Source organism: Mesorhizobium newzealandense (assembly GCF_042682145.1).
Taxonomy (GTDB): domain Bacteria; phylum Pseudomonadota; class Alphaproteobacteria; order Rhizobiales; family Rhizobiaceae; genus Mesorhizobium; species Mesorhizobium newzealandense.
This window is the reverse complement of sequence record NZ_JBHUGZ010000017.1, coordinates 449300-474097: the sequence shown is the minus strand read 5'-3', so window position 1 is coordinate 474097 and position 24798 is coordinate 449300. Positions and strand designations below refer to the sequence as shown.

The following is a 24798-nucleotide window of genomic DNA, read 5'->3' as shown; positions in this document are numbered from 1 at the left end:
CTTGCCTCGGCATCCGGCAAAACAGTTCGCGTTGACAAGGCTATCCGAAGTACGGTCATCCTTGCCACGGGTAAAATGCCTGGCGTGCATGAAGGGTTAGCGACCGATGACGGAGATGAATCTCGGCATGACCGAGCGGCTGAAGCCGATCCATGCGCGCGTCGCGGCCATGGTGCGCGACGAGATCATGCCGCTCGACAGGGAATTCCTCGGCGAAGTGGGCAAGCAAGGCGACCGCTGGGTCTATAGCGCGCGCCAGAGCGAGATCCTCGAAGGGCTGAAGAACACCGCACGGGAGCGCGGCCTGTGGAATTTCTGGCTGACCGGCTCGGAACGCGGCTACGGCCTTTCCACCGTCGAATACGCCTATCTCGCGGAGGAGATGGGCAAGGCGCATCTCGGCGCCGAAACCTTCAACTGCTCGGCGCCCGACACCGGCAATATGGAAGTGCTGGAGCGGTATGGCTCGGCCGACCACAAGCAGGCTTGGCTCGAGCCGCTGCTCGACGGCAAGATTCGCTCGGCCTACCTGATGACCGAGCCGGATGTCGCTTCGTCCGACGCCACCAACATTGCGATGCGCTGTGAGCGCCAGGGCGGCGACTATGTGCTCAACGGCGAGAAATGGTGGGCGTCCGGCGCCGGCGATCCGCGCTGCGCCATCTACATCGTCATGGTCAGGACCGGTGGCGATGCAGAGCCGACACATCGGCGGCATTCGATGATCCTGGTGCCCTCCGACACGAAAGGCGTGACCAAGGTCCGGGCCATGCAGGTCTATGGCGACGACGACGCGCCGCATGGCCACATGCATCTTCGCTTCGACAATGTGCGTGTGCCCGCAGCGAACCTGATCCTCGGCGAGGGCAGGGGGTTCGAGATCGCGCAAGGGCGACTCGGCCCCGGCCGCATCCATCACTGCATGCGCGCCATCGGCCAGGCCGAAATGGCGCTGGAGATGCTGTGCCAGCGTTCCGTGCGCCGCGAGGCCTTCGGTCAGCCCCTGGCCAAGCTCGGCGCCAATTTCGACATCATCGCCGAATGCCGCATGGAGATCGAGATGGCCCGGCTGCTCTGCCTCAAGGCGGCGTGGATGATCGACCAGGGCGACGCGCGCGCCGCAGCCCCCTGGATCAGCCAGATCAAGGTGATCGCGCCGCGCGTCGCGCTCAAGGTCACCGACGAGGCGGTGCAGATGTTCGGCGCGCAAGGCATCAGCCAGGACACGCCGCTGGCGCGTTCGTGGACGCATCTGCGGACATTGCGCCTTGCCGACGGACCGGACGCCGTGCATCGCCGCCAGGTGGCGCGGACGGAGCTGAAGAAATACACGCAGGAAAAGGTCTGAGCGCCGGCATTCGTCATCCGGCGACGCCGACAGGTCCAAGCAGGGAGTGTTCCGATGACCGTCCCCTCCGAAATGAAGGCGCTGCTGCTTGTCGGCGACGGCTACACTAGGACGCCGATCGGCAGCGTGCTGGAGGCGATGGAGCCCTATCTCGAGGAGGGCAGCATCGCGGTGCCGACACCCGGGCCGACGCAGGTGCTGATCAAGGTCAGCCTGGCCTCGATCAATCCGTCCGATGTCATGTTCGTCAAAGGCCAGTACGGCCAGCCGCGCGCCAAGGGCCAGCCGGCCGGTTTCGAGGGGGTAGGCACCGTCGTCGCCAGCGGTGACGAACCCTATCCCAAAAGCCTGCTCGGCAAGCGCGTCGCTTTCGCCACCGGCGTCACCAACTGGGGCTCATGGGCCGAATATGCCGTTGCCGAGGCGGTGGTCTGCATCCCGTTGCTTGACACCGTCCGCGACGAGGATGGTGCGGCGATGATCGTCAACCCGCTCACCGCGCTCGCCATGTTCGACATCGTCAAACAGGAAGGCGAAAAGGCGTTCGTCATGACCGCCGGCGCCAGCCAGCTGTGCAAACTGATCATCGGCCTGGCCAAGGAAGAGGGTTTCCGACCCATCGTCACCGTGCGGCGCGACGATCAGATTGCGCTGCTCAAAGCGCTTGGCGCGGCGCATGTCCTCAATGAAAAGGCGCCGGATTTCAAGGCGACGCTGCGCGAGGTGATGAAGGCCGAACAGCCGCGCATCTTCCTCGACGCGGTCACCGGGCCGCTGGCTTCCGCCATCTTCGACGCCATGCCGAAGCGCTCGCGCTGGATCATCTACGGGCGGCTCGATCCCGAAGCCACGATCATCCGTGAACCCGGCCAACTGATCTTCCAGCACAAGCATATCGAAGGTTTTTGGCTGAGCGAGTGGATGCGCCAGTTTCGCGACCGCCGCGGCCCGGCGATCCTGGAAGCGCAGAAGCGTTTTTCCGATCGGCGCTGGTCAACCGATGTGACGGCGGTGGTGCCGCTCGCCGAGGCAATGGCGCGGGTGCCGACGGAACTGGCGAGGCCCAACGGCAAGGTGTTCATTCGGCCGTAGCATGAAGGTGCCAGACGTTCGAATGCGCAGCATTGACAGGCTCTCGATACCAAAACATCCCGGTGTCCGGCTGCCGCCAGCCGTCGGGCGGACATCCGCGTCTTTCAGCCCCCTATGCCACGCCGCTTTGTCCGTGATATGCCGCCGCCATCGAATGCCGGGCGGTCCAGGCAAGGGCCGTTCCGAGTGGGTGTAGGATGACTAGATGACGATTTCCAAGCCGGTTTTCGACCGTTTGGGGTTTGGCCTGTGGATCGGAGCGTTCCTGGTCGTTCTTGCCTTGGTCCTGTGGTCGCCCGACACGCGTACGGTGTTGCTGGCCTACAGATATGGCAGCGAGAACCTTCTGGCTGGACGGCCGCTCTACGACCTTCAGTCCGAGATGGGTTATCTCTACGCACCCGCCTTTGCCGCGCTCTATGTTCCGTTGCTGAAGCTTGGCCCGCATCTCGGCGGCCTGGTGTGGCATGTCCTCGGCTTCGCGGTGCTGACCTTCGCTGCAATGCGGCAGGTGCGCAAACTTGGGGGTCAGGAACTGACCTGGCTGCTTTCGTTCGGACTCTTCCTCGCTCTGCCGATTGCGCTCGGCGCGATCCGCAACGGCCAGTCGACCATCTTGCTGACCGGCGCCTGCTGGCTTCTCACTTTGTCGGCGCTGGAAGGGCGGCGTGCCGAAACCTTCTTCTGGGCCTCGCTTGCCGTCATCGCCAAGCCGACCGCGATCATCATGTTGCTCCTGGCAGGAGCGCTGCGACCGCGGCTGATCCCGATGCTGGTGCTGGCGGTGCTTTTCGTGCTCGCTTTACCCTACGCTTTCGCGCCAGCCGCTTATCTGAACGACCAGTATCGTGATTTCGCCGGCATGCTGACCTCTATGGCGGTCGACAAGACAACCCACTTTGTTGCCGCCGATTTCACAGCGCCTTTTGCGACGGCAGGGATGCCTATCGCGGAATCCGGCGCCACGGTGGTGCGCTTCGTGGTCGGCCTGTTGACGCTCTCGATCGTGCTCTGGTTCGACCGCAAGCTCGAGCGGGGGACGGCTGGGCTGGCGATCTTCCTGACGGCCGCTTTCTACATGTGCGTCTTCAACCCGCGCGTCGAGCCCAACACCTATGCGATGATCGCCGTGCCTGCCGGTCTCGCCATCGCCCTGCTGTGGCGCGAGGAACGAGGCGGCGTGCTGGCCTCGGTGCTGTCGACGGCGCTGTTTCTGACCGGGCTGAGCGGCGTCGAAAAGCATGTTCACGATCTCCTCTACCCCTGGTTCCGGCCGACAGCGGTTGCTTTCATCGCCTGTTCGCTGATCTGGTGGTTCTGGGTCAAGGGACGGGAAAAGGTGGTGAATGCTGGGGTCGCAAATGGCTGAGTCGCGGCCGACACTCGATATCGTCGCGCCGTTCTTCAACGAGGCGCCATCGGCATCGGCCTTCGCCGAATTGCTTGCCGCGCTCGAGGCGGCGGTGGCACAGCGCTTCGGCATGACCGTGCACAAGATCCTGGTCGATGACGGCAGCCGCGACGATGGCGCCAAACGGTTTTCGCAGGTGCTGACGGGGTCGTGGCAGATCGTCCGCCTCAGCCGAAACTTCGGCAAGGAGGTCGCCGTGCTCGCCGGCCTCGATCAGTCGCGCGGCGACATGGTGCTGATCATGGACGCCGACCTCCAGCATTCGATGGATATCAGCCTGAAGCTGATCGCCGAGCTGGTGGAACATCCGGACATCGACGTCGTCTACGCACAGAACGACCGGCGCGAGGCCAGCTGGCGGCGCAGCCAACTGGCCCGGCTTTTCTACAGCCTGATCAACAGCAGCCAGCGTTTCGACATTCCCGAAAATGCCGGCGACTTTCGTGTCATGCGCGGTGCCGTGGCGCGCGCGCTGACCAGCCTGCGTGACAAGCGTCGTTTCAACAAGGGCCTGTTTGCCTGGGCGGGCTTCCGCCAGAAGGCGTTGCCCTATTCGCCCGAGGGTCGCGCCAGCGGCACATCGAAATGGAGCCGGCTCAACCTGATCGCCTTCTCGCTGGAGGGTTTCACCTCGTTTTCGGTCATTCCCCTGCGTCTGATCAGCCTCAGCGGGCTGCTTGCCGCGTTTGCCGGCGCGGTCTACGGCGCCAAGGTGTTCTTCGAGGTGATCTTCTACGGCATTGCCGTCCCCGGCTATCCCAGCCTCCTGGTCGCCGTCGTCCTGCTCGGCGGCCTCAACCTGACCCTTCTCGGCCTGATCGGCGAATATGTCTGGGTCACGCTCAGCGAAAGCAAGGATCGGCCGGTCTATATCGTACGCGATGTCGTGCGCAGCGACGTCGCTTCAGACAGGCCGACACGAGGCGCTTCCGACACATGACGCGGCGCATCCGCCTGATCGCCGACGACTACGGCCTGGCACCGGGCGTCTCCGCCGCGATCCTCGACCTGCTCGATCGCGGGCGCCTGACCGGCACCGGCTGCATGACCGGTTTTCCGGAATGGGCGCGGGAGGCGGCGCGCATAAAACCTCTGTGCGGCCGTGTCGCTGTCGGGCTGCATCTCACCTTGACCGATCAGCCAGCAATCACCGGCCGGTCGAGCCTGGCGCCGGAAGGCCGGCTGCCGCCGCTCCGCTCGCTGGCATTGCCTGTTCTGCGCGGCCGCGTCGACGATCGCGACGTTCATGCAGAACTCGATGCGCAGTACAGCCGCTTTGTCGAAGCACTCGGGCGCCGCCCCGATTTCGTCGACGGGCATCAGCATGTGCATTTCCTTCCCGTCGTGCGCAGATGGCTGCGCGCACGTCTGCATGAGGGAGCCGACAGGCCGGCGCTGCGCGGCGCTCCGGCGCTGGCCGGCACATTCGCGTCGGCGCCAAAAGTCGCCGCGATCGCTGCGCTAGCCGCCGGCTTCAACCGATCGATGCGGAGCACGGGCTTCACCATTTTCGAACCGCTGACCGGCATTTATGACTGGCGGCAACCCGAAAAGTTCGCTCAGGTTCTGCAGGCCGCCGTCGAAGCGTTGCCGGAACGAGGGCTGTTCATGTGCCACCCCGGCCATGTCGACGAGACGCTGCGCGCGCGTGACCCGATGCAAAGCGTGCGCGAGGTCGAATTCGCGGTCCTGGCATCGGATGATTTCGGCGTCAGCCTGGTCCGCGCCGGTGTCGCAATCATGGATGGCAAGGGATGAGCGGCGCGGACCAGCCCCGGCGTTCGACGGGCAACAAGATCGTCCGCTTTGCCATAGTCGGACTTGCCAACACAGCCATCGACCTTGCCAGCTTCTTCCTGCTGCTCAAGCTGCAGATGCCGCCGCTGCCCGCCAACATCGCCGCCTGGTTCATCGCCGTCACCTTCTCTTTCGTGGCGAACGGCTTCTGGTCGTTCGAACGCAATCAAGCCATCCGACTGCGTGATGCGTTCCTTCGTTTCGCCTCGCTCGGCGGGCTGATTTCGCTTGGCGTCTCCAGCCTTTCAATCGCGCTGTTCGCCGGTATCGCCGGGGTGTGGCCGGCAAAGATCGGCGGTGTCGTGGTGGCCGCGGTCCTGAATTTCCTCGCCGCACGCTGGTCGATCGAAGGCCGCTTGCTGAAATAGGCCGTGGATGTTCTTACGAAATTCCGGACGGAAAACCGCTCACACTTTTCCTGGAATTTCTCTCTACTCCGCCGGCTCCACATTGGTGTAGGCGGCTTCCTCGAGTTCGCGTTTCAGCCGGGCCTCCTCATGGGTCTTCGGCGTGACGAAGCGGCCAAGCAGGAGATAGGCGACCGGCGTCAGGAACAGCGTCGAGACGGTGGCAAGGCCCAGCCCGCCGACAATGACCCAGCCAAGCGCCACGCGCGCCTCGGCGCCGGCGCCGCTCGCCAGCACCAGCGGCACGCCGCCGAGCACGGTGCAGATCATCGTCATCATCACCGGCCGCACGCGGATGATCGAGGCCTGCTCGATCGCCTCGCGCACGCCAAGCCCGCGATCGCGCAGCTGGTTGGCGAATTCGACGATCAGGATGCCGTTCTTGGCCATCACGCCGACCAGCAGCACCAGGCCGATCTGGCTGTAGGCGTTGAGGCTGGTCCCCGAGAGCAGCAAGGCAAAGATGGCGCAGGCGAGACCGAGCGGCACCGTTGCCATGATGATGACGGCGCTGACGAAACTTTCGAATTGGGCGGCAAGCACCAAGAGGATGATGACCAGCGCGAAACCGAAGATGGTCACCATGGCGCTGTTGGTCTCGCCCAGTGTCGCCGCCTCGGCCAATGGCAGGATGCGGCTGCCCGCGGGCAGCAGCGGCGTGGCGATCTCCTCGGCGCGGGTGAGCGCATCGCCAAGCGCGAAGTCGCCATTGAGGTTGGAGGTGATGGCCACCGACGGTTGCTGCTGTTCGCGCGACAGCGACGGCGGCACGGCGCGCTCGGTCAGTGTGGCGATGGTCGACATCGGCACGAAGCGACCATCCGCGGTCTTCAGGAAGATGTTTTCCAGGTCGGTCGGATCGTTGATCGGGTTGGTGGTCGAGACCAGCTTCACGCCATAGCTGCGGTCGGCGATGTAGACGTCGACGACGTCGTTGCCGTCGAGCATGGCCTGCAAGGTGTTGGCCAGCCCGGTGATGTCGATGCCGAGGTCGGAGGCGCGCTCGCGGTCGATGGCCACGGCAAGCTGCGGCTGCGTCGGGTCGATGGACAGGCGCGGTGTCTGGAAGCGCGGGTCCTTCTGCATCTCGGCGATGATCTTTACGGCCGCGTCGCCGAGTGCCTTGCGGTCATTGCCGACCAGCGCGAACTGCAGGCCGTTGCCGGCACCGCGAATGCCGAGGCTGTTGGGCTGCACCGGGAAGATGCGCACGCTCGGCACCTGCCTGGTCAGCTGGCTGATCTCGGCCATGATCTCTTGCTGGCTGCGGCTGCGCTCGTTCCACGGCGCCAGCGTCATCACCATGAAGCCTGAGTTGTAGGAGCCGTTCTGGCCGGCGTTCTCGAACGTGGCCCGGATTTCGCCGGAATCGCGCATCGGCTGGATCAGTTTTTCGATCTTCTGCATCTGCTGGGTCGTGTAGTCGAGGCTGACGCCCTGCGGGGCACTGATGCGCAACAGCACGGCGGCGCGATCCTCGGACGGCGTCAGTTCCTGGCGGATGGTGCCGAACAGCGTGAAGGCGGTGCCGGCAAACAGCACCGCGACCAGAAGCACAATCCACGGCGCGTCGAGGCAGGCGTGCAGGGCGCGCCTGTAGGCTGCATTCAGCGCGCCGCCGATGCGAGCGCCGATGCCGTGGCCGCCTTCATGGTGCAGTGGCGCGCTCGACAGCATGCGCGAGGCGAGCATCGGGCATAGCGTCAGCGCCACCACGCAGGACAAAAGCACCGACATGGCGAGCACGAAGCCGAATTCGCGAAACAGGCCACCGGTCTGGCCAGGCAGGAACGAGATCGGCACGAAGACGGCGACCAGGGTCAGCGTGGTGGCAATGACGGCGAAGAACACCTCCTGGGCGCCGAGGACGGCGGCGGCGCGCGGTCCCATGCCTTCGTTGCGTCGTCGCACAATGTTTTCGAGCACGACGATGGCGTCGTCGACGACCAGTCCCGTCGCCAGCACCAGGGCGAGCAAGGTCAGGATGTTGACCGAGAAGCCTGCCAGATAGATGGCGGCGATGGTGCCGATCATGGCGACCGGCATCGACAGTCCCGGGATCAGCGTTGCGCGCCAGTCGAGCAGAAAGACATAGATGACGATCAGCACCATGGTCACGGACAGGCCAAGCGCGATTTCGACCTCGTGCACCGCGCCGTTGACGAAGACCGCGTCGTCGCTGGTGATCTTGATCGACATGCCTTTGGGCAGGTTCTCCTGCAACTTGGCGACGGCGGCCTGGACACCGGTCGAGATGTCCAGCGTGTTCGATTCCGCCTGGCGGATGATGCCGATGCCGATGCCGGTCTTGCCATCCGAACGCAGCGTCGTTTGGCCGACATCGGGGCCGAGCGTGACGGTGGCGACATCGCGGATGCGTGTCGTGCCGCCGACGATGATGTTTTCGAATTCCTCGGGCGTGGTCACGTCCGCCGTCGTGCGGACGATCAGGTCCTGGTTTGTCGTAGTGATCGAACCGGCGGGTGAATCGAAGGCGACGGAGGCAAGGGCGGCCCTGAGGTCGGCAACCGTGAAGCCGAGGCTGGCGAGCTTGTTCTGGTCGACGTCGATGCGGAAGATCTTGTCGCGATCGCCATAGACCTGGACGTCGGCAACGCCGGGCACGGCGGCCAGCTCGTCCTCGATCTGGTCCTGGACCACCACCGTCATGTCCTGGATCGACATGTTGTCGGAAGTCACCGCCAGCCGCATCACCGGGTCGGAATTGGCATCGGCCTTGACGATGCGGGGCGGATCGGCGGTGTCCGGCATCAGGTTGGCGACGCGGCCGACGGCATCGCGCACGTCCGAGGCGGCGACGTTGAGGTCGACGCCGTCGTTGAACTCGATGGTGACGCGGCTCGAGCCGAAGGAGGAGGACGACGAGATCGACTTGACGCCGGAGACGCGGGCGACAGCGCCCTCGATGGTGTCGGTCAGTTCACGGTCGACGGTTTCGGCCGCAGCGCCTTCGAAGGCGGTCGAGACCGTGACGACCGCGCGGTCGACGTCAGGCAGTTCGCGGATTTCGACGCCATAGAAGGCGGCGAGGCCGGCGACTGCGATCAGTGTGTTCAGCACGAAGGCCATCACCGGCCTGCGGATGAACAGGGCGGTAAAGCCGGTGTCGCTGGCATCGTTGACGGGGCTGGTCATGAGCCTTCGGCGGCGTCCGCGGCGCGCTGCTCTTCGCCGGCGATGCGCACCGCCCCGCCCTCGCTGACGCTCTGAGTGCCTTCGGTCACCACCATGTCGCCGCTGTCGATCTCCGCGTCGATCAGCACGGTTTCGGTGTTGCGCTGAATGATGCGCACCGGGACCCGCCTGGCCTTGCCGTCCTCGACCTGCCAGACATAGGCGCCGTCCGAGCCCCAGAGGATCGCCAGCGGGCTGACGGCCGGGTAGGTTTGCCCCGGAAATTTCATGGTGATGCCGAACGACATGCCGGCACGCAGCGAATCGGCCGGGTTGGCGATCTTGGCCTTGACCAGCAAGGTGCGGCTCTTTTCATCGATGTGGTTGTCGATGGCCGAAACTGTGCCGGTGTAGGCATTGCTGGGATTGGCGATCGGCGTCGCTGTCAATTGCGCACCGACCTTGACGGCGGCGGCGAAGCGCTCGGGCACGAGGAAATCGACCAGGATGCTGGAACGGTCGTCGAGCGTGGCGATCGCCGACTGGTTGGTCACATAGTTGCCGGCAGCGATCGGCAGGATGCCGACGGTGCCGGCGATCGGCGCCATGATGGAGCGGCGCTGCAGGGCAAGTTCGGCATCGCGAAGTACCAGTTTGGCGACCGCCAGCACCACTTCGGCATCGGCGACGGCGACCGGTGTCGCGGCGTTGGAAGCTCGCAGCGATTTCACCCGGTCGAGCTTGTTTTGCGAGTCCTGTAAAACGAGCTTGGCACGATCCTGCGCGATCACCTCGGTCTCGGAATCGAGGGTAGCAATGATCTGTCCCTTTTCGACGCGGGTGCCGGATTCGACCAGCAGTTCGGCAAGGCGGCCGGAGCTGTAGGGATTGACGGTCACCGAGGCATTGGCGCGACCGGTGCCGATCGCCTGCAAGCGGTCGTTGATGGTGGCCGAAGTGGCGGGCAGGGCGACCACGTTCACCCGCCGGTTGCCGCCATTGCCGCCGTTTGCCTGCTTCGCGTTGGCGGCACCGGTTTCAGCCGGGGGCGCTGCCGCATAAACCCAGTCTATCCCCCAGCGTGCCAGCACGTCCGGTGCGCCCGGAAAAAAGCGCAGCCAGGCGGCTGCCGCCACGACCAGCACCACGAGCGCGAAAAGTATCTGTTTCCAGGCGGCCATCGGCACTCCGGTTGGCAAAACGATCCTTCCGTCTACCGGTTCCCCGAAATGAAGCAGACGCAGCGAGGCTATTGTAAGGCAAGAGCTCGCCCCGATATCGCGTCTTTATGACAACTCTCCAGTGACTGCGCACATTAAATATACGTAACGTTGACGGCTAACGCAGACCTTCCATCTCGCGGATACGCCGGGCGCCGTCCGCCTCAAGCTGCCTTGTGACGGCACCGATCAGCGTTTCGGCAACGACGAAAAGGGCAGCCGAAGAGTCCCATGCCGACGGCACCGCGGTTCGTCCGGCAATGACATGGCGGGCGAAGCGGGCGATCGGCGATAGCCACTGGTCGGTGAACAGCACGATCTGCACGCCGCGCTGATGTGCCTTCTCGGCGAAGCGGAGGAGGCTGTCCTGGTAGCGCCTGATGTCGAAGATCACCAGCACGTCGCGTTTTCCCATGTCGATAAGCCGGTCGCGCCACATGCTTTCCTGGCCGGCGAGGTGAAAGACATCAGGCTGGATGACGGCGAGGTGGGCGGCCATGTAGCGCGCCAGCGGATCGGTGAAGCGGCCGCCGATCAGGAAGGTCTTGCCGCGCCGGTCGGCGAGGCGGGCGGCGATGTCGACAAGCTGCTTATCGGACAGGTGCCTGAACGTCTCGCGCATGTTGTCGAGCGTGGCTTCCAGCATCGGTGACACGGTGCCGCCGCCGGGCGAAGGCGGGTTGAGCGTCCTTGTCGCCGGCGATTGCAATTGCGCCGCCAGTTCGTCCTGCAGGCTCGACTGGAATTCCGGATAATTCTGGAAGCCGAGCCGGGCAACGAAGCGCAGGATCGTCGGCGAAGAGACACCGGCCGCGGCCGAGAATTCGGCGACCGTCTTCAGGCCTATCATCGGATAGCTGGCGATTAGCGTCTGGGCCGCGCGGCGTTCGCTGGCCGGCATCGTGCCGATGCGATCGGCGATCAGTTCGGCAATGCTGGAAATCATCTTTTCCCCACCCTGGCCTGTCCCACGGTCTTTTCCGAAATCGCATTTGACAAAGCCGGGTAAACTGTATGAAATCATCCATAGGGACGCAATGAGGCAAAATACGTAACATACGATACAGCGCTCCCCGGGGACGGCAGACTATGGAGAAAGCACGGCCCGCCAGCCTTGCATCGTCTGATACCGTGGGGGTGACGAACCCCGGCGGATCGAGCCCTTTCGTGCTGACCTGCGATCACGCCTCGAATTTCCTGCCGGCCGAATTCGGCACGCTCGGCCTTGCCGCCGAGGACCTTTCCCGCCACATCGCCTGGGATCCCGGCGCGCTGCCGGTTGCCCGCCGCATGGCCGAGGCACTCGACGCGACGCTGGTCGAAACCCGCATTTCCCGCCTCGTCATCGACTGCAACCGTCCCCTCGACGCGCCCGATCTGATGCCGCCGGTCAGCGAGACCACGGCGATACCGGGCAATACCGGCCTGTCGGACAAGCAGCGGGCGGCACGCATCGCCCTGTCGTGGCAGCCGTTCCATGCCGCCATCGAGCACATTGTCGACGACAGGCTGGCGCGCGGGCAGGCGACCCGCCTGGTTTCCGTGCATTCCTTCACGCCGGTCTACAAGGGCCGCAACCGGCCCTGGCATATCGGCATCATCCATGACGAAGACCGCCGGCTGGCGTCACCGCTGATTGGCGCGTTGAAGCGGCTTGCCGGCGTCACCGTCGGCGTCAACGAGCCCTATTCGCCGGCCGACCGCGTCTATTTCACGCTGGAACGCCACGCACGTTCGCGCGGCCTGCCCTGCGCGATGATCGAAATCCGCAACGACGAAATCGCCGGCGAGACCGGGCAGCGGAAATGGGCGGATCTGCTCACGGGCATTTTTTCGGATCTGGAGCCGGAGGAGGCCGGACAAACCAGATCGCATTCAGTCGGAAAGTCAGTTCAATCGGCTAGCTAAGAACCAACAGGGGACTTCCAATGGCAGCACCGGGTTATACTGAAGTAGACAAGGCGGAGGACGTAAAGGCCCTCCACAGCATGGGTTATGCCCAGGAACTGGAGCGACGCCTCAGCCGCTTTTCGAATTTCGCCGTTTCCTTCTCGATCATCTGCATCCTGTCGGGCGGCATCAATTCGCTGGCCCAGGCAACCTCCGGCGCCGGCGGCATCGGCATTGGCATCGGCTGGCTGGTCGGCTGCTTCGTGTCGCTGACCTTCGCGGTCGCCATGTCGCAGATCAGCTCGGCCTATCCCACTGCCGGCGGCCTCTATCACTGGGGTTCGATCCTCGGCAACCGCGGCACCGGCTGGGTCACGGCGTGGCTCAACCTGCTCGGCCTGATCACCGTGCTCGGCGCCATCAATGTCGGCACCTGGACGTTCTTCGTCGGCGCCTTCGGGCCGGCGCTCGGCATCGAGGGCACGCTGACCAACCAGATGATCTTCCTGGTCATCATCACCGGCGCCCAGGCGCTGATCAACCATCTCGGCATCAAGCTGACGGCGAAGCTGACCGACTTCTCGGGTTATCTCATCTTCTTCGGTTCGATCCTGATCGCGGTCGTCTGCCTGTTCTCCGCCGAGACCTGGGATTTCAGCCGGCTGTTCACTTTCCACAACTACTCCGGCGATGCCGGCGCCAGCGTCTGGCCGTCGGTTTCGAATGCCTGGGTGTTCGCACTTGGCCTCTTGCTGCCGATATATACGATCACCGGCTACGACGCTTCGGCACATACGTCCGAGGAAACCATCAAGGCAGCCTCCTCGGTGCCGCGCGCCATGGTCATGTCGGTGATCTGGTCGGCCGTCTTCGGCTACCTGTTCCTGGCGGCTTTCGTGCTGATGATCCCGAACATGGACGACGCCGCCAAGCAGGGCTGGAACGTGTTCTTCTGGGCCTTCGACCAGCGCGTCAGCCCCGGCATCAAGGAGTTCGTCTACCTCGTCGTGTTCGTCGCGCAGCTTCTGTGCGGCCTCGCCACGGTGACGTCGGCCTCGCGCATGATCTTCGCCTTTTCGCGTGACGGCGGCCTGCCGGGTTCCTCGGCACTCGCCAAGGTCAGCCCGACCTACCGCACGCCGGTGGCGGCGATCTGGACGGCGTCGATCCTGTCGGTGCTGTTCGTCTGGGGTTCGACGCTGGTTTCGGTCGCCGGCACCTCGGCCTACACGATCGTCGTGTCCTGCACCGTCATCTTCCTGTTCCTGTCCTTCACCGTGCCGATCGTGCTCGGCATGCTGGCCTGGGGCACGCCGAAGTGGGACAAGATGGGTCCGTGGAACATGGGGCGCGGCGTGTTCATGCTGTTCGCCTTCCTGTCGATCGTGTCGATGATCCTGATCTTCATCATCGGCATCCAGCCGCCGAACGATTGGGCGCTCTACATCACCGTCGGCTTCTTCATCCTGACGGCGATCGTCTGGTTTGCCTTCGAGCGGAACCGCTTCCAGGGTCCGCCGCTCGGTGACATCATCGCCGCGCGCCAGGCAGCCATCAAGGCGGCTGAACAGGCCGTCGGCGAAACCGGCCACTGAGCCGTCATTCACAAGCCATGGCCGGCGACGTGCCGGCCATGGTCTTCTTTTCGATGTGACAAGCCCGAAACGCCAAGCGCTGGAGTGCCAAAGGAATGGCCGGAAATTTCTCGTTCGATCAGTTGAAGAAGGCGGTCTCCAGCGGCGAGATCGACACCGTGCTGGCCTGCATCGTCGACATGCAGGGGCGGCTCGCGGGAAAACGGTTCCTGGCGCAGTATTTCGTCGATTCCGCGCATGACGAGACGCATGGCTGCAACTATCTCTTGGCCGCCGACATCGATATGGAGCCGGTGCCCGGCTACAAGGCGGCGAGCTGGTCGAAGGGCTATGGCGATTTCGTCATGAAGCCGGACCTGGCGACGCTGCGGCGCATTCCGTGGCTGGAGAAGACGGCGCTGGTGATCTGCGACGTGCTCGACCACCACACCCATGACGACCTGCCGCATTCGCCGCGCGCCATCCTGAAGAAGCAGGTCAAGCGGCTGACGGAGCGCGGCTATATCGGCTATTTCGCTTCCGAGCTCGAATTCTATCTGTTCAACGAGACCTACGATTCCGCCCGCAAGAAACACTGGCAGGGTCTCGACACCGCTTCGCCCTATATCGGCGACTACCAGATCGGCATCACCACCAAGGAAGAAGGCGTCATGCGCCGGCTTCGCAACGAGATGGAAGCGGCCGGCATCCCGATCGAGAATTCCAAGGGCGAGTGGGGTCCTGGCCAGGAAGAGATCAATGTGCGCTATGCCGAAGCGCTCGACATGGCCGATCGCCACGTCATCCTGAAGAATGGCGCCAAGGAGATTGCCGAATCCGAAGGCAAGGCGATCTCCTTCATGTCCAAGTACAATTACGGGCTCGCCGGAAATTCCAGCCACATCCACAATTCGCTGTGGAGCGCCGACGGCAAGACGCCGCTGTTCTTCGACAAAAAGGCCGACTGGACGCTGTCGACGCTTGGCCAGCAATGGGCGGCGGGACAGCTGAAGTACGCCAAGGAATTCACCTGGTTCCTGGCGCCCTACATCAATTCCTACAAGCGCTTCCAGGCCGGCACCTTCGCGCCGACCAAGATCATGTGGAGCGAGGACAACCGCACCGCCGGCTTCCGCCTGTGCGGCGAGGGCACCAAGGGCATCCGCATGGAATGCCGCATCGGCGGCGCCGACCTCAACCCCTATCTCGCCTTTGCCGCGCTGATCGCCGCCGGCCTTGCCGGCATCGATGAAAAGCTCGAACTGCAGAAACCCTTCGTCGGCGATGCCTACCAGGCGTCGCGCCTGCCGGAGATTCCAAAGACGCTGCGCGACGCGACCGAGACGCTGGCGAAGTCGAAGATGCTCAAGCAGGCACTCGGCGAGGATGTACTCGAACACTATGTCCACACCGCAAAGTGGGAGCAGTTCGAATACGACCGCCGCATTACGGATTGGGAACTGCACCGGGGGTTCGAGCGGTACTAGACCAACCTGCGAACCTTGGCGCCGCCCCTCACCCTTACCCTCTCCCCGTGAAGAACGGGAGAGGGGGATGCCAGCGCCAGAGTGCTTCCCTTCTCCCCGTCGCTGTGCGGGGAGAGGTGTCGGCAGGCGGATGAGGGCAGCGCCAAGCCAAAAGATTTTTTTGTAGAATGCGAGGACTTACAAAATGACCGAAACGGTCAAACTCATATCCCCCGTCGATGGCTCGATCTATGCCGAGCGGCCCGTGGCAACGGACCAGGCGATCAACGCCGCGGTCGAGCGCGCCAAGGCGGCGCAAGAGAAATGGGCCGAGACGCCGATCGTCGAGCGCGGCAAGTACATGCTGGCGATGCTGGAAGCGCTGGTCGCGATGACCGACGAGATCGTGCCGGAGATCGCCTGGCAGATGGGGCGTCCCGTGCGCTATGGCGGCGAGTTCGGCGGCGTCAAGGAGCGCACCAACTACATGGTCGAGATCGCCGAGGCGGCGCTCAAGGCCGTGCCGGCTTCCAACCCGAAGGATGGCTTCCGCCGCTATGTGAAGAAGGACCCGCTCGGCGTGGTCATGGTGATCGCGCCGTGGAACTATCCCTATCTCACGGCGGTCAACACCATCGTACCGGCGTTGATGGCCGGCAACGCCGTCATCCTCAAGCATGCGGCGCAGACGCTGCTGGTCGGCGAGCGTTTCCAACAGGCTTTCGACAGAGTGGGCCTGCCCAAGGGTGTGTTCCAGAATGTCGTGCTCAACCATGCGCAGACCGAAAAGCTGCTCGGTTCGGGCAAGATCAACCATGTCAACTTCACCGGTTCCGTCGGCGGCGGCCGCGCCATCGAAAAGTCAGCGGCGGGCACCTTCATGTCGCTCGGTCTCGAGCTTGGCGGCAAGGATCCAGCCTATGTGCTGCCCGACGCCAAGATGGATCACGCGGTCGCCAATCTGGTCGACGGCGCGTTCTACAATTCGGGCCAGTGCTGTTGCGGCATCGAGCGCGTCTACGTGCACGAAAAGGTCTATGACGAATTCGTCGAGGGCTTCATCGCCGAGACCAAGAACTATGTCGTCGGCAACCCGCTCGACCAGGCGACGACATTGGGGCCGATGGCGCAGGCGCGTTTCGCCGACCTGATCCGCGAGCAGAAGGCCGAAGCGTTGCGCAAGGGCGCAGTGGCGCACATCAACATGAAGGTGGCCAACGACAGGGCCGGCTCGCCCTATCTGGCGCCGGAAGTGCTGACGCAGGTCGATCACCAGATGAGTGTCATGCGCGAGGAGAGCTTTGGCCCGATCGTCGGCATCATGAAGGTGCGCAACGACGAGGAGGCGATCGCGCTGATGAACGACAGCCCTTATGGGCTGACGGCTTCGATCTGGACGCGTGATACAGAGCATGCGGTGGCGATCGGCAACCGCATCGAGACCGGCACGGTGTTCATGAACCGCTGCGATTACCTCGATCCGGCCCTGGTCTGGACCGGCGTCAAGGACACCGGCAAGGGCGCCGGTCTGTCCGCCATCGGCTATGACAATCTGACCAGGCCGAAGTCATTCCACCTGCGCGAAGCCATCTGATTTTTCGAAAGATAAAAATGTCCAAGCTGATCTCCAAATGGAACTACCCCACCACCGTCCGCTTCGGCGCCGGGCGCATCAAGGAATTGCCTGAGGTTCTGGCGGCCACCGGCATCAAGCGGCCGCTGTTCGTCACCGATCCGGGCCTGGCGAAATTGCCGGTCGTCGCCTCGACCCTGCAGATCCTCGACGATGCCAAGGTCCCCTATGGCGTCTTTTCCGAAGTGAGGCCGAACCCGGTCGAGTCCAACCTGACCGCCGGCATCGCAGTGTTCAAGAAGGGCAAGCATGACGGTGTCATCGCCTTCGGCGGCGGTTCGGCGCTCGATCTCGGCAAGCTGATCGCCTTCCAGGCCGGCCAGACGCGGCCGGTGTGGGACTTCGAGGATGTCGACGACTGGTGGACGCGCGCCAATTCCGATGCGATCGCGCCGATCATCGCCGTGCCGACCACCGCCGGCACCGGATCGGAGGTCGGCCGCGCCGGCGTCATCACCAACGAGGCGACGCACACCAAGAAGGTCATCTTCCATCCCAAATTGTTGCCGGCCATCGTCATTGCCGATCCGGAACTGTCGGTCGGCATGCCCGGCTTCATCACCGCCGGTACCGGCATGGACGCGCTGGCCCACTGCCTCGAGGCCTATTGCGCGCCGGGCTATCACCCGATGGCCGACGGCATCGCCGTCGAAGGAGTCAGGCTGGTCTTCGAGAACCTGCCGAAGGCCTATGCCAACGGCAAGGATCTCGTCGCGCGCGCCCATATGATGAGCGCTGCCGCCATGGGCGCCACCGCCTTCCAGAAGGGGCTTGGCGCCATCCACTCGCTGTCGCATCCGGTCGGCGCGCTCTACGATACCCATCACGGCATGACCAATGCGGTCTTCATGCCTTATGTGCTGGCCTTCAACCGGGACTCCATCGAGGAGCGCATCGGCCGCCTCGCCGCCTATTGCGGCATCAAGGGCGGCTTCGACGGCTTCGCCAAGGCGATCATCAAGCTGCGCAAGGAGTTGAAGGTGCCGCATGCGCTGCCGGGCCTGATCAAGGGGCTCGACATGGACAAGAAGCGCAAGGCCCTGATCGCCGACATGGCGGTGGTCGATCCGACCGCCGGCGGCAACCCGGTCAAGCTGACCAAGAAGGCGGCGCTGACCTTGCTCGAAAACGCCATCGCCGGCACGGTCTGAGGCGTTTTCCGCGCAGGAAATTGATCTGAAAAGGGGCTACAAAAACAAGGGGGAGGATAACGGGCAAGGCAGAAACTAGTTAGCCGGAAAAAGAATCGCGAGGCGATTGCTACAACCGGTTAAAAAGAGTTTACTTTTTCACACTGCGAGCCGCCGGTTTCACAAAGCTTTCATCTGGCTGTCACATGAAAACGATACCGGATCGCAGGCGTCCAACGGCGTCAGTTCAACGGAGAGAACACATGTTCAAATTCACGGGGAAACTGCTTTCCCTCTCGGCCGCGACCCTTATGGTGTCGTCGGTGATTTCGTCCGCAGCTTCGCTGGACGATCTCGTCAAGGCCGCCAAGGCCGAAGGCCAGCTCACCACCATCGCCTTGCCGCATGACTGGTGCGGCTACGGTGACGTCATCGCCGGCTTCAAGGCGAAGTATCCGGAAATCACCGTCAACGAACTCAACCCCGATGCCGGCTCCGGCGACGAGGTGGAGGCAATCAAGGCGAACAAGGACAACAAGGGTCCGCAGGCGCCTGACGTCATCGACGTCGGCCTGTCCTTCGGTCCGTCCGCCAAGAAGGATGGCCTGATCCAGCCTTACAAGGTGTCGACCTGGGACTCGATCCCCGACAGCGCCAAGGATGCTGACGGCTTCTGGACCGGCGACTATTACGGCGTGCTGTCCTTCCAGGTGAACAAGGACATCGTCAAGGAAGCTCCGGCCGACTGGGCCGACCTGCTGAAGCCGGAATTCGCCAACGCTGTCGCACTTGCAGGTGATCCGCGCGCTTCGAACCAGGCCATCCAGGGCGTCTATGCCGCTGGCCTGTCGTCGGGCGCTGCTGCTGGTGAAGCCGCCGGCACCGCCGGCCTCGACTTCTTCAAGAAGCTCAACGCCGCTGGCAATTTCGTTCCGGTCATCGGCAAGGCGGCGACGCTTGCCCAGGGCCAGACTCCGATCCTGATCACCTGGGACTACAACGCGCTCGCCGGCCGTGACACGCTGAAGGGCAACCCGCCCGTCGACGTCGTCGTGCCGAAGACCGGTGTCGTCGCCGGTGTGTACGTGCAGGCGATCAGCGCCTACGCGCCGCATCCGAACGCTGCCAAGCTCTGGCTGGAATACCTCTACTCCGACGAAGGCCAGATCGGCTGGCTGAAGGGGTATTGCCACCCGATCCGCTTCAACGATCTTGCCAAGAACGGCAAGATCCCGGCGGACGTGCTGGCCAAGCTGCCGCCGGCCGAATCCTATGCCGCGGCAGTGTTCCCGACTCTCGACGAACAGGCCAAGTCCAAGGAAGCCATCACCAAGAACTGGGATGCTGTCGTCGGCGCCAACGTGAAGTAAACTTGCACCATACCGGGCGGCCTCGGGGCCGCCCGGTCCTTTTCTCGAAGACGGTAGCCGGCGCATGACCGATATCTCAATGTCCGACCACGCTGTTACCGGGAAGACCGCGCCTCCCGCCGAGGTACGCAGCATGAGGCTGCCGACGCAGTGGCTCGGCGTCGCCCCCTTCTTCATCTTCGCCATCATGTTCCTGATCCTGCCCACGCTCTATCTGATGCTGGGCGCATTCCAGAATGATGCGGGTGAGTTCACCTTCGAAAATATCGCAGCACTGGCGCAGCCGTCGATCGTTGCCGCCTACTGGATCTCGATCAAGGTCAGCCTTGCCTCATCGTTGATTGGTGCCTTCGCCGGTCTCGCCATCGCCATCGCCATCGTGCGCGGCGGCCTGCCGGAGTGGATACGCTCGGCGACGCTGACCTTCTCCGGTGTCGCTTCCAATTTCGCCGGCGTGCCGCTGGCCTTCGCCTTTATCGCCACGCTCGGCCGGCTTGGCCTTGCCACGGTGATCCTCAACACCGTGTTCGGCCTCAATATTTACGCTCACGGCTTCAACATCCTGTCGTTCTGGGGGCTGACGCTGACCTATGTCTACTTCCAGATCCCGCTGATGGTGGTGATCATCGTGCCGGCAATCGACGGCTTGAAGAAGGAATGGGGCGAGGCCGCCGCGACGCTCGGTGCAACCATGGCGCAATACTGGCGCATGGTGGTCATCCCGGTGATCTGGCCAAGTTTTCTCGGCACGGTCATCCTTTTGTTCGCCAACGCCTTCGGCGCCATCGCCACCGCCTATGCGCTGACCGGCTCGTCGCTCAACATCGTGCCGATCCTGCTCTACGCGCAGATCCGCGGCGACGTGCTGCACAATGCCCATCTCGGCTACGCGATCGCCTTCGGCATGATCTTCATCACCGGCCTTGCCAATGTCTTCTACATCTGGTTCCGGACCCGCTCCGAGAGGTGGTTGAAATGAAGTCGGGAAAGTTCTGGGCCTGGGTCGTCTTCGCGCTGGGCGCGGCCTATTTCTTCATCCCGCTGATCGCGACCGTGGAGTTCTCCATGCGCATGCGGCGTGGCGTCTATTCTTTCGACGCCTACAAGGTCGTGCTGGGCGACGCCCGCTTCCAGGCGACCTTCGGCTATTCGGTGCTTGCCGCCGTTTTCACCATCATTCTCGGCGTGCTGATCGTGGTGCCCGCCGCCTACTGGATCCGGCTGCGCCTGCCGCAGCTGCGTCCCATCGTCGAGTTCATCACACTGTTGCCGCTGGTCATCCCGGCCATCGTCATCGTCTTCGGCTATATCAGAATGTACGGTTCGAATTCGCCGCTGCCGTTCCTGGCCAGCGACACCGGTACGAACGCCCTGCTGGTCATCGGCTATGCCACGCTGTCGCTGCCGTATATGTACCGTGCGGTCGACACTGGGCTTAGAACCATCGATGTGCGCACGCTGACCGAGGCGGCGCAGATCCTTGGCGCCGGCTGGTCGACGATCATCACGCGCGTTATCATGCCCAATGTGCTGATCGCGGTGTTGTCGGGTGCGTTCCTGACCTTCGCCATCGTCATTGGCGAGTTCACCATGGCCAGCCTGCTCAACCGGCCCGCTTTCGGACCGTATCTACAGAACATCGGCGCCAACCGCGCCTATGAGCCGGCAGCCCTTGCCATCATCGCCTTTGCCATCACCTGGGGCTGCATGTCGCTGATCCAGATCCTGTCCCGCTTCGCGCCGCGATCGGCGAACCGCCCCAATTGATCGAAAAGTACTGATCGAAAGAACAACACCATGGCCGACCCGTTTCTCTCCATCCAGCACGTGCGAAAATCCTTCGGTGCCACCACGGTGGTGGAGGATTTCAATCTCGATGTCGAACGTGGCGAATTCGTCTCGTTCCTCGGTCCGTCCGGCTGCGGCAAGACCACCGTGCTGCGCATGGTGGCGGGCTTCGAAGAACCGACCGCCGGCAAGATCGTCGTCGGTGGCAAGGACATCACGAGGCTGAAGCCCAACCAGCGCAATGTCGGCATGGTGTTCCAGGCCTACGCGCTGTTCCCGAACCTGACCGTGGCGCAGAACATAGGCTTCGGGCTCAAGGTCGCCGGCATGCCCAGGGCGGACATCGATGCCCGTGTCGCCGAAATGCTCGGCATCATCAAGCTGCCGCAGATGGCCGATCGCTATCCCTACCAGCTCTCGGGCGGCCAGCAGCAGCGCATAGCGCTAGCCCGCGCCATCGCGCCGAAGCCGAAGCTGCTGCTGCTCGACGAACCGCTTTCGGCGCTCGACGCCAAGGTGCGCGTGTCGCTGCGCGAGGAAATCCGTTCCATCCAGAAGAAGCTCGGCATCACCACCATTTTCGTCACGCATGACCAGGAAGAGGCGCTGTCGATCTCGGACCGCATCGCCGTGATGTATGGCGGCAAGGCCGAGCAGGTCGGCACGCCGTTCGAGATCTACAACCGGCCGGCAACGAAGTTCGTCGCCAATTTCGTCGGCACGCTGAACGTGCTGGAAGGCACCGTCACCGACGCCGCGGCAGGCACGGTACGGGTCAATTCCGAACAGGTCTCGCTCAAGGGCAAGCTCAACGGTTCCAAATCCGGCGACACGCTGTCGCTGGCGCTGAGGCCCGAGGCCATTTCGCTTGGCCGCCAGCCCGGCCGCGACTCCAGCCTTTCGGGCGAAATATCAGAGGTGCATTTCCTCGGCTCGGTCATCCGGGTTCGCGTCGGCATCGGCGGCAACACGGTCTCGCTCGACACGTTCAACAGCCCGGCAACGCCGCCACCCGCGGTCGGCGAAAAGGCCGAGATCTCGTTCTCGTCGAGTGACATGCTGGTGCTGCACTAGGCTGCGTCGATATTCAGGTGATGCCGGCCTGCAAATGCAGGGGTCCTGCGCTTCCGGTGCCCATGTACTCAAAAGTACGCTCCGCTCCGGTTCTCGGAACCCGGCATTTTCGACTCGGCCTGGCCTGAATCTCAACCCGCCCTCTCAAAACCGGGCGTTCTCAAGCCGGCGCGATGAACGGCTGCGAGACTGCTTGAAAGACTGGCAGCGCTTCCATCCGTGCGGAGTGGGCTTTCAATGAAGGGAAGGTCGCCAGCGACACGAGCCCCGGATGCGCCTCTCCGATGAAACGGAGCACGGCAGCAACGGCGATATCGGCGTGACCGATGCGGTCGCCGAACCAATAGGGTGTCGTTCTTCCCTGACGATCAGCCTCCAGCACGGCAAGGACGGCCCCGATCTGCGTGCGGCAACGCCCGGCCCACAGGTCGGAGACTTTGTCGTGCAGTCGCGTCTCGTAGAACAGGCTGACCGCCTTGTCGCCGAGGCCTGTCGCCAGAGCCGATATCTTCAGCGCCTGATGGCGCGCGGGTTCATCTGTCGGAAACATCCTTCGGTCTGATGGAACAAGGCTGTCCAGATAGTCGAGCATGAGGTGGCTTTCGATCAGCACCTCGCCATTGTCCAGCACCAGGGTCGGCACCCGCGTCAGCGGATTGTAGGGGCGGATCTTGTCGGCATCGCCGAAGGCCGACCACGGACGGTGCTCGAATGGCAGGCTGTAGAGCGTCAAAGCAATGCCGACGCGGCGAACGAAAGGCGAGTCATATTGGCCGATCAGGATCATGACCGATGCTTACAGGCTGATCGGCAGCCTGCATACGGCCACCCGGGCTGGACCTGCTGGACAATCAACACCATCCTGTCACCTTGTCCCTGCTGATAAACCTGCCAGCCGCTAAGATGATGTCATGGCTCTTTTCGAACTGACCCTTGTCCTGCTTTTGACCGCAGTCGCGCTGACGGCGCTGTCGCGGCGGCTGGAGATACCCTATCCTTCGCTGCTGGCTCTGGCTGGCGCCGGTCTCGCTTTCGTACCTGGCGTGCCGACGATCGAGATCGACCCGGAACTGGCGCTGGCGCTGTTCATAGCGCCCGTGCTTCTGGATGCCGCCTACGACACATCGTTGCGGGACCTCAACCGCTATCGGCTGCCGCTCGTGGCTTTGGCGCTCGGCGCCGTCATCTTCACCACGGCGATCGTTGCTTTCGTCGGCTGGAAAATGGCCGGGCTGCCGATTGCCGCGGCGATAGCGCTCGGCGCCATCGTCGCTCCGCCCGACGCGGTCGCGGCGTCGGCCGTGCTCGGGCAGTTCAAGGTACCGCACCGCATCACCGCCATCCTGCAGGGCGAGAGCCTGCTCAACGATGCCACCGCGCTCCTGATCTACCGGTTGGCGGTTTCGGCAACGCTCGGCGCGATCATGCTGAGCAACGCCATACCGACGATCCTGTTGTCGACGATCGGCAGCCTGGTCGCGGGTTATCTGCTTGGCCGCTTTTCGCTGCTGACGCTCTCCAGGATCGAGGATGCGGCGAGCAGCACGGTGGTGCAATTCGCGGGAACTTTCGGGGTCTGGATCCTGGCCGACAGGCTGGGCCTCTCGGCCATCATCACCATCGTCGTCTATGCCATGACCATCGCACGCAGGGCGCCGCGCCGTATGTCGGCAAGGCGGCGCGTCAGCACCTATTCGGTGTGGGAGTCGGCGGTCTTCGTGCTCAACGTGCTGGCCTTTGTTCTGATGGGCCTGCAGGCACGGTCGATCGTCAGCCGGCTTGCCGGGGAAGGGCAGGGCGAGGCATTCGTCTTCGCCGCAACGGTGCTGGCCGTCGTCATCGTGTCGCGCCTCGTCTGGGTGCTGGGTTACGGCGTCATCATACGATCGCTCGCCCGCTTCGGCAGCGAGAACCAAAGGCGAGAAGCTCCGTCGTTTCGCGGCGGCGTGCTTGTCGGATGGTGCGGGATGCGCGGGCTGGTGACGCTGGTGGCCGCCATCGCCTTGCCGGCGACCTTCCCAGGTCGCGATCCGATCGTGCTTGCCGCCTTCGCGGTCGTGCTCGGCACGCTGGTGCTGCAAGGGATGACGCTGAAGCCGCTGCTGCGCCTGCTCAACTTCGCCCCCGACACGACAGTCGACCGCGAAGTGGCGCAGGCACGTGTCGCTGTCATGCAGGCGGCGCTCAACGTGTTGAGCGGCAAGACTTCGAATGCGGCTGCCGCCGTGCGCGAACAATATACGGCCCAGCGCACGATCGCCGAAAACCCGGAAAACGCGCAGGCGGCGACGGAGTATGACCGGCTGCGCCTCTATGCCATCAACAGCCAGCGCGACGCGCTGGAGGAACTGCGCCGCAATGGCACGATCGGCGATGAGGCCTATCATCGCCTGGAGGAGGAGATCGACTGGACGGAGCTGGCAGCTTCGCCGGCTGGCCGGTTCCAGCCGCTGACGACCTAGC

Annotated in this window: 20 protein-coding genes; 16 read left to right on the top strand and 4 right to left on the bottom strand. The window is 63.7% G+C overall.

Annotated features, from left to right (window positions below):
- Positions 1 to 106: 106 nt before the first annotated feature.
- The 6 genes from ACFSOZ_RS26520 to ACFSOZ_RS26495 all read left to right on the top strand — a co-directional run bounded on the left by ACFSOZ_RS26520 (position 107) and on the right by ACFSOZ_RS26495 (position 6016).
- Complete coding sequence (locus tag ACFSOZ_RS26520) at positions 107 to 1348, top strand: acyl-CoA dehydrogenase family protein (RefSeq protein WP_379102795.1); 1242 nt, start codon at positions 107 to 109, stop codon at positions 1346 to 1348.
- A gap of 54 nt (positions 1349 to 1402) precedes the next feature.
- Positions 1403 to 2440 carry a zinc-binding dehydrogenase gene (locus ACFSOZ_RS26515; protein ID WP_379102793.1) on the top strand — a complete coding sequence of 346 codons (1038 nt, stop codon included), beginning with the start codon at positions 1403 to 1405 and terminating at the stop codon, positions 2438 to 2440.
- A 205-nt stretch (positions 2441 to 2645) separates the two neighbouring features.
- On the top strand, positions 2646 to 3809 hold the full coding sequence (locus tag ACFSOZ_RS26510; protein ID WP_379102791.1) for a glycosyltransferase family 87 protein: 1164 nt from the start codon (positions 2646 to 2648) through the stop codon (positions 3807 to 3809).
- Positions 3802 to 4791 carry a glycosyltransferase family 2 protein gene (locus ACFSOZ_RS26505; protein WP_379102789.1) on the top strand — a complete coding sequence of 330 codons (990 nt, stop codon included), beginning with the start codon at positions 3802 to 3804 and terminating at the stop codon, positions 4789 to 4791. The genes ACFSOZ_RS26510 and ACFSOZ_RS26505 overlap by 8 nt, the downstream gene beginning before the upstream one ends.
- The gene (locus ACFSOZ_RS26500; protein WP_379102786.1) at positions 4788 to 5609 is read left to right on the top strand and encodes a ChbG/HpnK family deacetylase; all 822 of its coding nucleotides are present in this window, start codon (positions 4788 to 4790) and stop codon (positions 5607 to 5609) included. Before ACFSOZ_RS26505 ends, ACFSOZ_RS26500 begins: the two co-directional genes overlap by 4 nt.
- Entirely contained in the window at positions 5606 to 6016 is a 411-nt protein-coding gene (locus tag ACFSOZ_RS26495; RefSeq protein ID WP_379102785.1) for a GtrA family protein, read from the top strand. Before ACFSOZ_RS26500 ends, ACFSOZ_RS26495 begins: the two co-directional genes overlap by 4 nt.
- A 63-nt stretch (positions 6017 to 6079) precedes the next feature.
- Here ACFSOZ_RS26495 and ACFSOZ_RS26490 read toward each other — a convergent pair whose 3' ends face one another.
- The 3 genes from ACFSOZ_RS26490 to ACFSOZ_RS26480 all read right to left on the bottom strand — a co-directional run bounded on the left by ACFSOZ_RS26490 (position 6080) and on the right by ACFSOZ_RS26480 (position 11356).
- Positions 6080 to 9211, bottom strand: a complete 3132-nt coding sequence (locus ACFSOZ_RS26490) for an efflux RND transporter permease subunit (protein WP_379102783.1) — start codon at positions 9209 to 9211, stop codon at positions 6080 to 6082.
- The gene (locus tag ACFSOZ_RS26485) at positions 9208 to 10371 is read right to left on the bottom strand and encodes an efflux RND transporter periplasmic adaptor subunit (RefSeq protein WP_379102780.1); all 1164 of its coding nucleotides are present in this window, start codon (positions 10369 to 10371) and stop codon (positions 9208 to 9210) included. Before ACFSOZ_RS26485 ends, ACFSOZ_RS26490 begins: the two co-directional genes overlap by 4 nt.
- A 157-nt stretch (positions 10372 to 10528) precedes the next feature.
- Positions 10529 to 11356: a MurR/RpiR family transcriptional regulator gene (locus ACFSOZ_RS26480; protein WP_379102777.1), complete on the bottom strand. Its 828-nt coding sequence runs from the start codon at positions 11354 to 11356 to the stop codon at positions 10529 to 10531.
- A 143-nt stretch (positions 11357 to 11499) separates the two neighbouring features.
- Between ACFSOZ_RS26480 and ACFSOZ_RS26475 the strand changes: the two genes are divergently transcribed.
- The 9 genes from ACFSOZ_RS26475 to ACFSOZ_RS26435 all read left to right on the top strand — a co-directional run bounded on the left by ACFSOZ_RS26475 (position 11500) and on the right by ACFSOZ_RS26435 (position 22335).
- Positions 11500 to 12318: an N-formylglutamate amidohydrolase gene (locus ACFSOZ_RS26475; protein ID WP_379102774.1), complete on the top strand. Its 819-nt coding sequence runs from the start codon at positions 11500 to 11502 to the stop codon at positions 12316 to 12318.
- 20 nt (positions 12319 to 12338) lie between these two features.
- On the top strand, positions 12339 to 13895 hold the full coding sequence (locus ACFSOZ_RS26470; RefSeq protein WP_379102771.1) for an amino acid permease: 1557 nt from the start codon (positions 12339 to 12341) through the stop codon (positions 13893 to 13895).
- Between the two features lie 95 nt (positions 13896 to 13990).
- Entirely contained in the window at positions 13991 to 15361 is a 1371-nt protein-coding gene (locus tag ACFSOZ_RS26465; RefSeq protein ID WP_128303146.1) for a glutamine synthetase family protein, read from the top strand.
- Positions 15362 to 15545: 184 nt separating this feature from the next.
- The gene (locus ACFSOZ_RS26460) at positions 15546 to 16934 is read left to right on the top strand and encodes an aldehyde dehydrogenase family protein (protein ID WP_379102769.1); all 1389 of its coding nucleotides are present in this window, start codon (positions 15546 to 15548) and stop codon (positions 16932 to 16934) included.
- Positions 16935 to 16951: 17 nt separating this feature from the next.
- Positions 16952 to 18124, top strand: a complete 1173-nt coding sequence (locus tag ACFSOZ_RS26455) for an iron-containing alcohol dehydrogenase (protein WP_379102767.1) — start codon at positions 16952 to 16954, stop codon at positions 18122 to 18124.
- 242 nt (positions 18125 to 18366) lie between these two features.
- Positions 18367 to 19473 (top strand): ABC transporter substrate-binding protein, encoded by a 1107-nt coding sequence (locus ACFSOZ_RS26450; protein WP_379102766.1) that lies wholly within the window; start codon positions 18367 to 18369, stop codon positions 19471 to 19473.
- Between the two features lie 64 nt (positions 19474 to 19537).
- The gene (locus ACFSOZ_RS26445) at positions 19538 to 20452 is read left to right on the top strand and encodes an ABC transporter permease (RefSeq protein WP_379102764.1); all 915 of its coding nucleotides are present in this window, start codon (positions 19538 to 19540) and stop codon (positions 20450 to 20452) included.
- On the top strand, positions 20449 to 21240 hold the full coding sequence (locus ACFSOZ_RS26440; protein ID WP_379102762.1) for an ABC transporter permease: 792 nt from the start codon (positions 20449 to 20451) through the stop codon (positions 21238 to 21240). The genes ACFSOZ_RS26445 and ACFSOZ_RS26440 overlap by 4 nt, the downstream gene beginning before the upstream one ends.
- A 30-nt stretch (positions 21241 to 21270) precedes the next feature.
- A complete protein-coding gene (locus ACFSOZ_RS26435; RefSeq protein ID WP_379102759.1) occupies positions 21271 to 22335 on the top strand; it encodes an ABC transporter ATP-binding protein in 1065 nt (354 codons plus the stop codon).
- Positions 22336 to 22495: 160 nt separating this feature from the next.
- On the opposite strand, the gene ACFSOZ_RS26430 is transcribed toward ACFSOZ_RS26435, so the two are convergent.
- Complete coding sequence (locus ACFSOZ_RS26430; protein WP_379102756.1) at positions 22496 to 23122, bottom strand: glutathione S-transferase family protein; 627 nt, start codon at positions 23120 to 23122, stop codon at positions 22496 to 22498.
- Positions 23123 to 23246: 124 nt separating this feature from the next.
- Here ACFSOZ_RS26430 and ACFSOZ_RS26425 point away from each other — a divergent pair, with 124 nt between their 5' ends.
- On the top strand, positions 23247 to 24797 hold the full coding sequence (locus ACFSOZ_RS26425; protein WP_379102754.1) for a cation:proton antiporter: 1551 nt from the start codon (positions 23247 to 23249) through the stop codon (positions 24795 to 24797).
- The last annotated feature ends 1 nt before the right edge of the window (position 24798 follow it).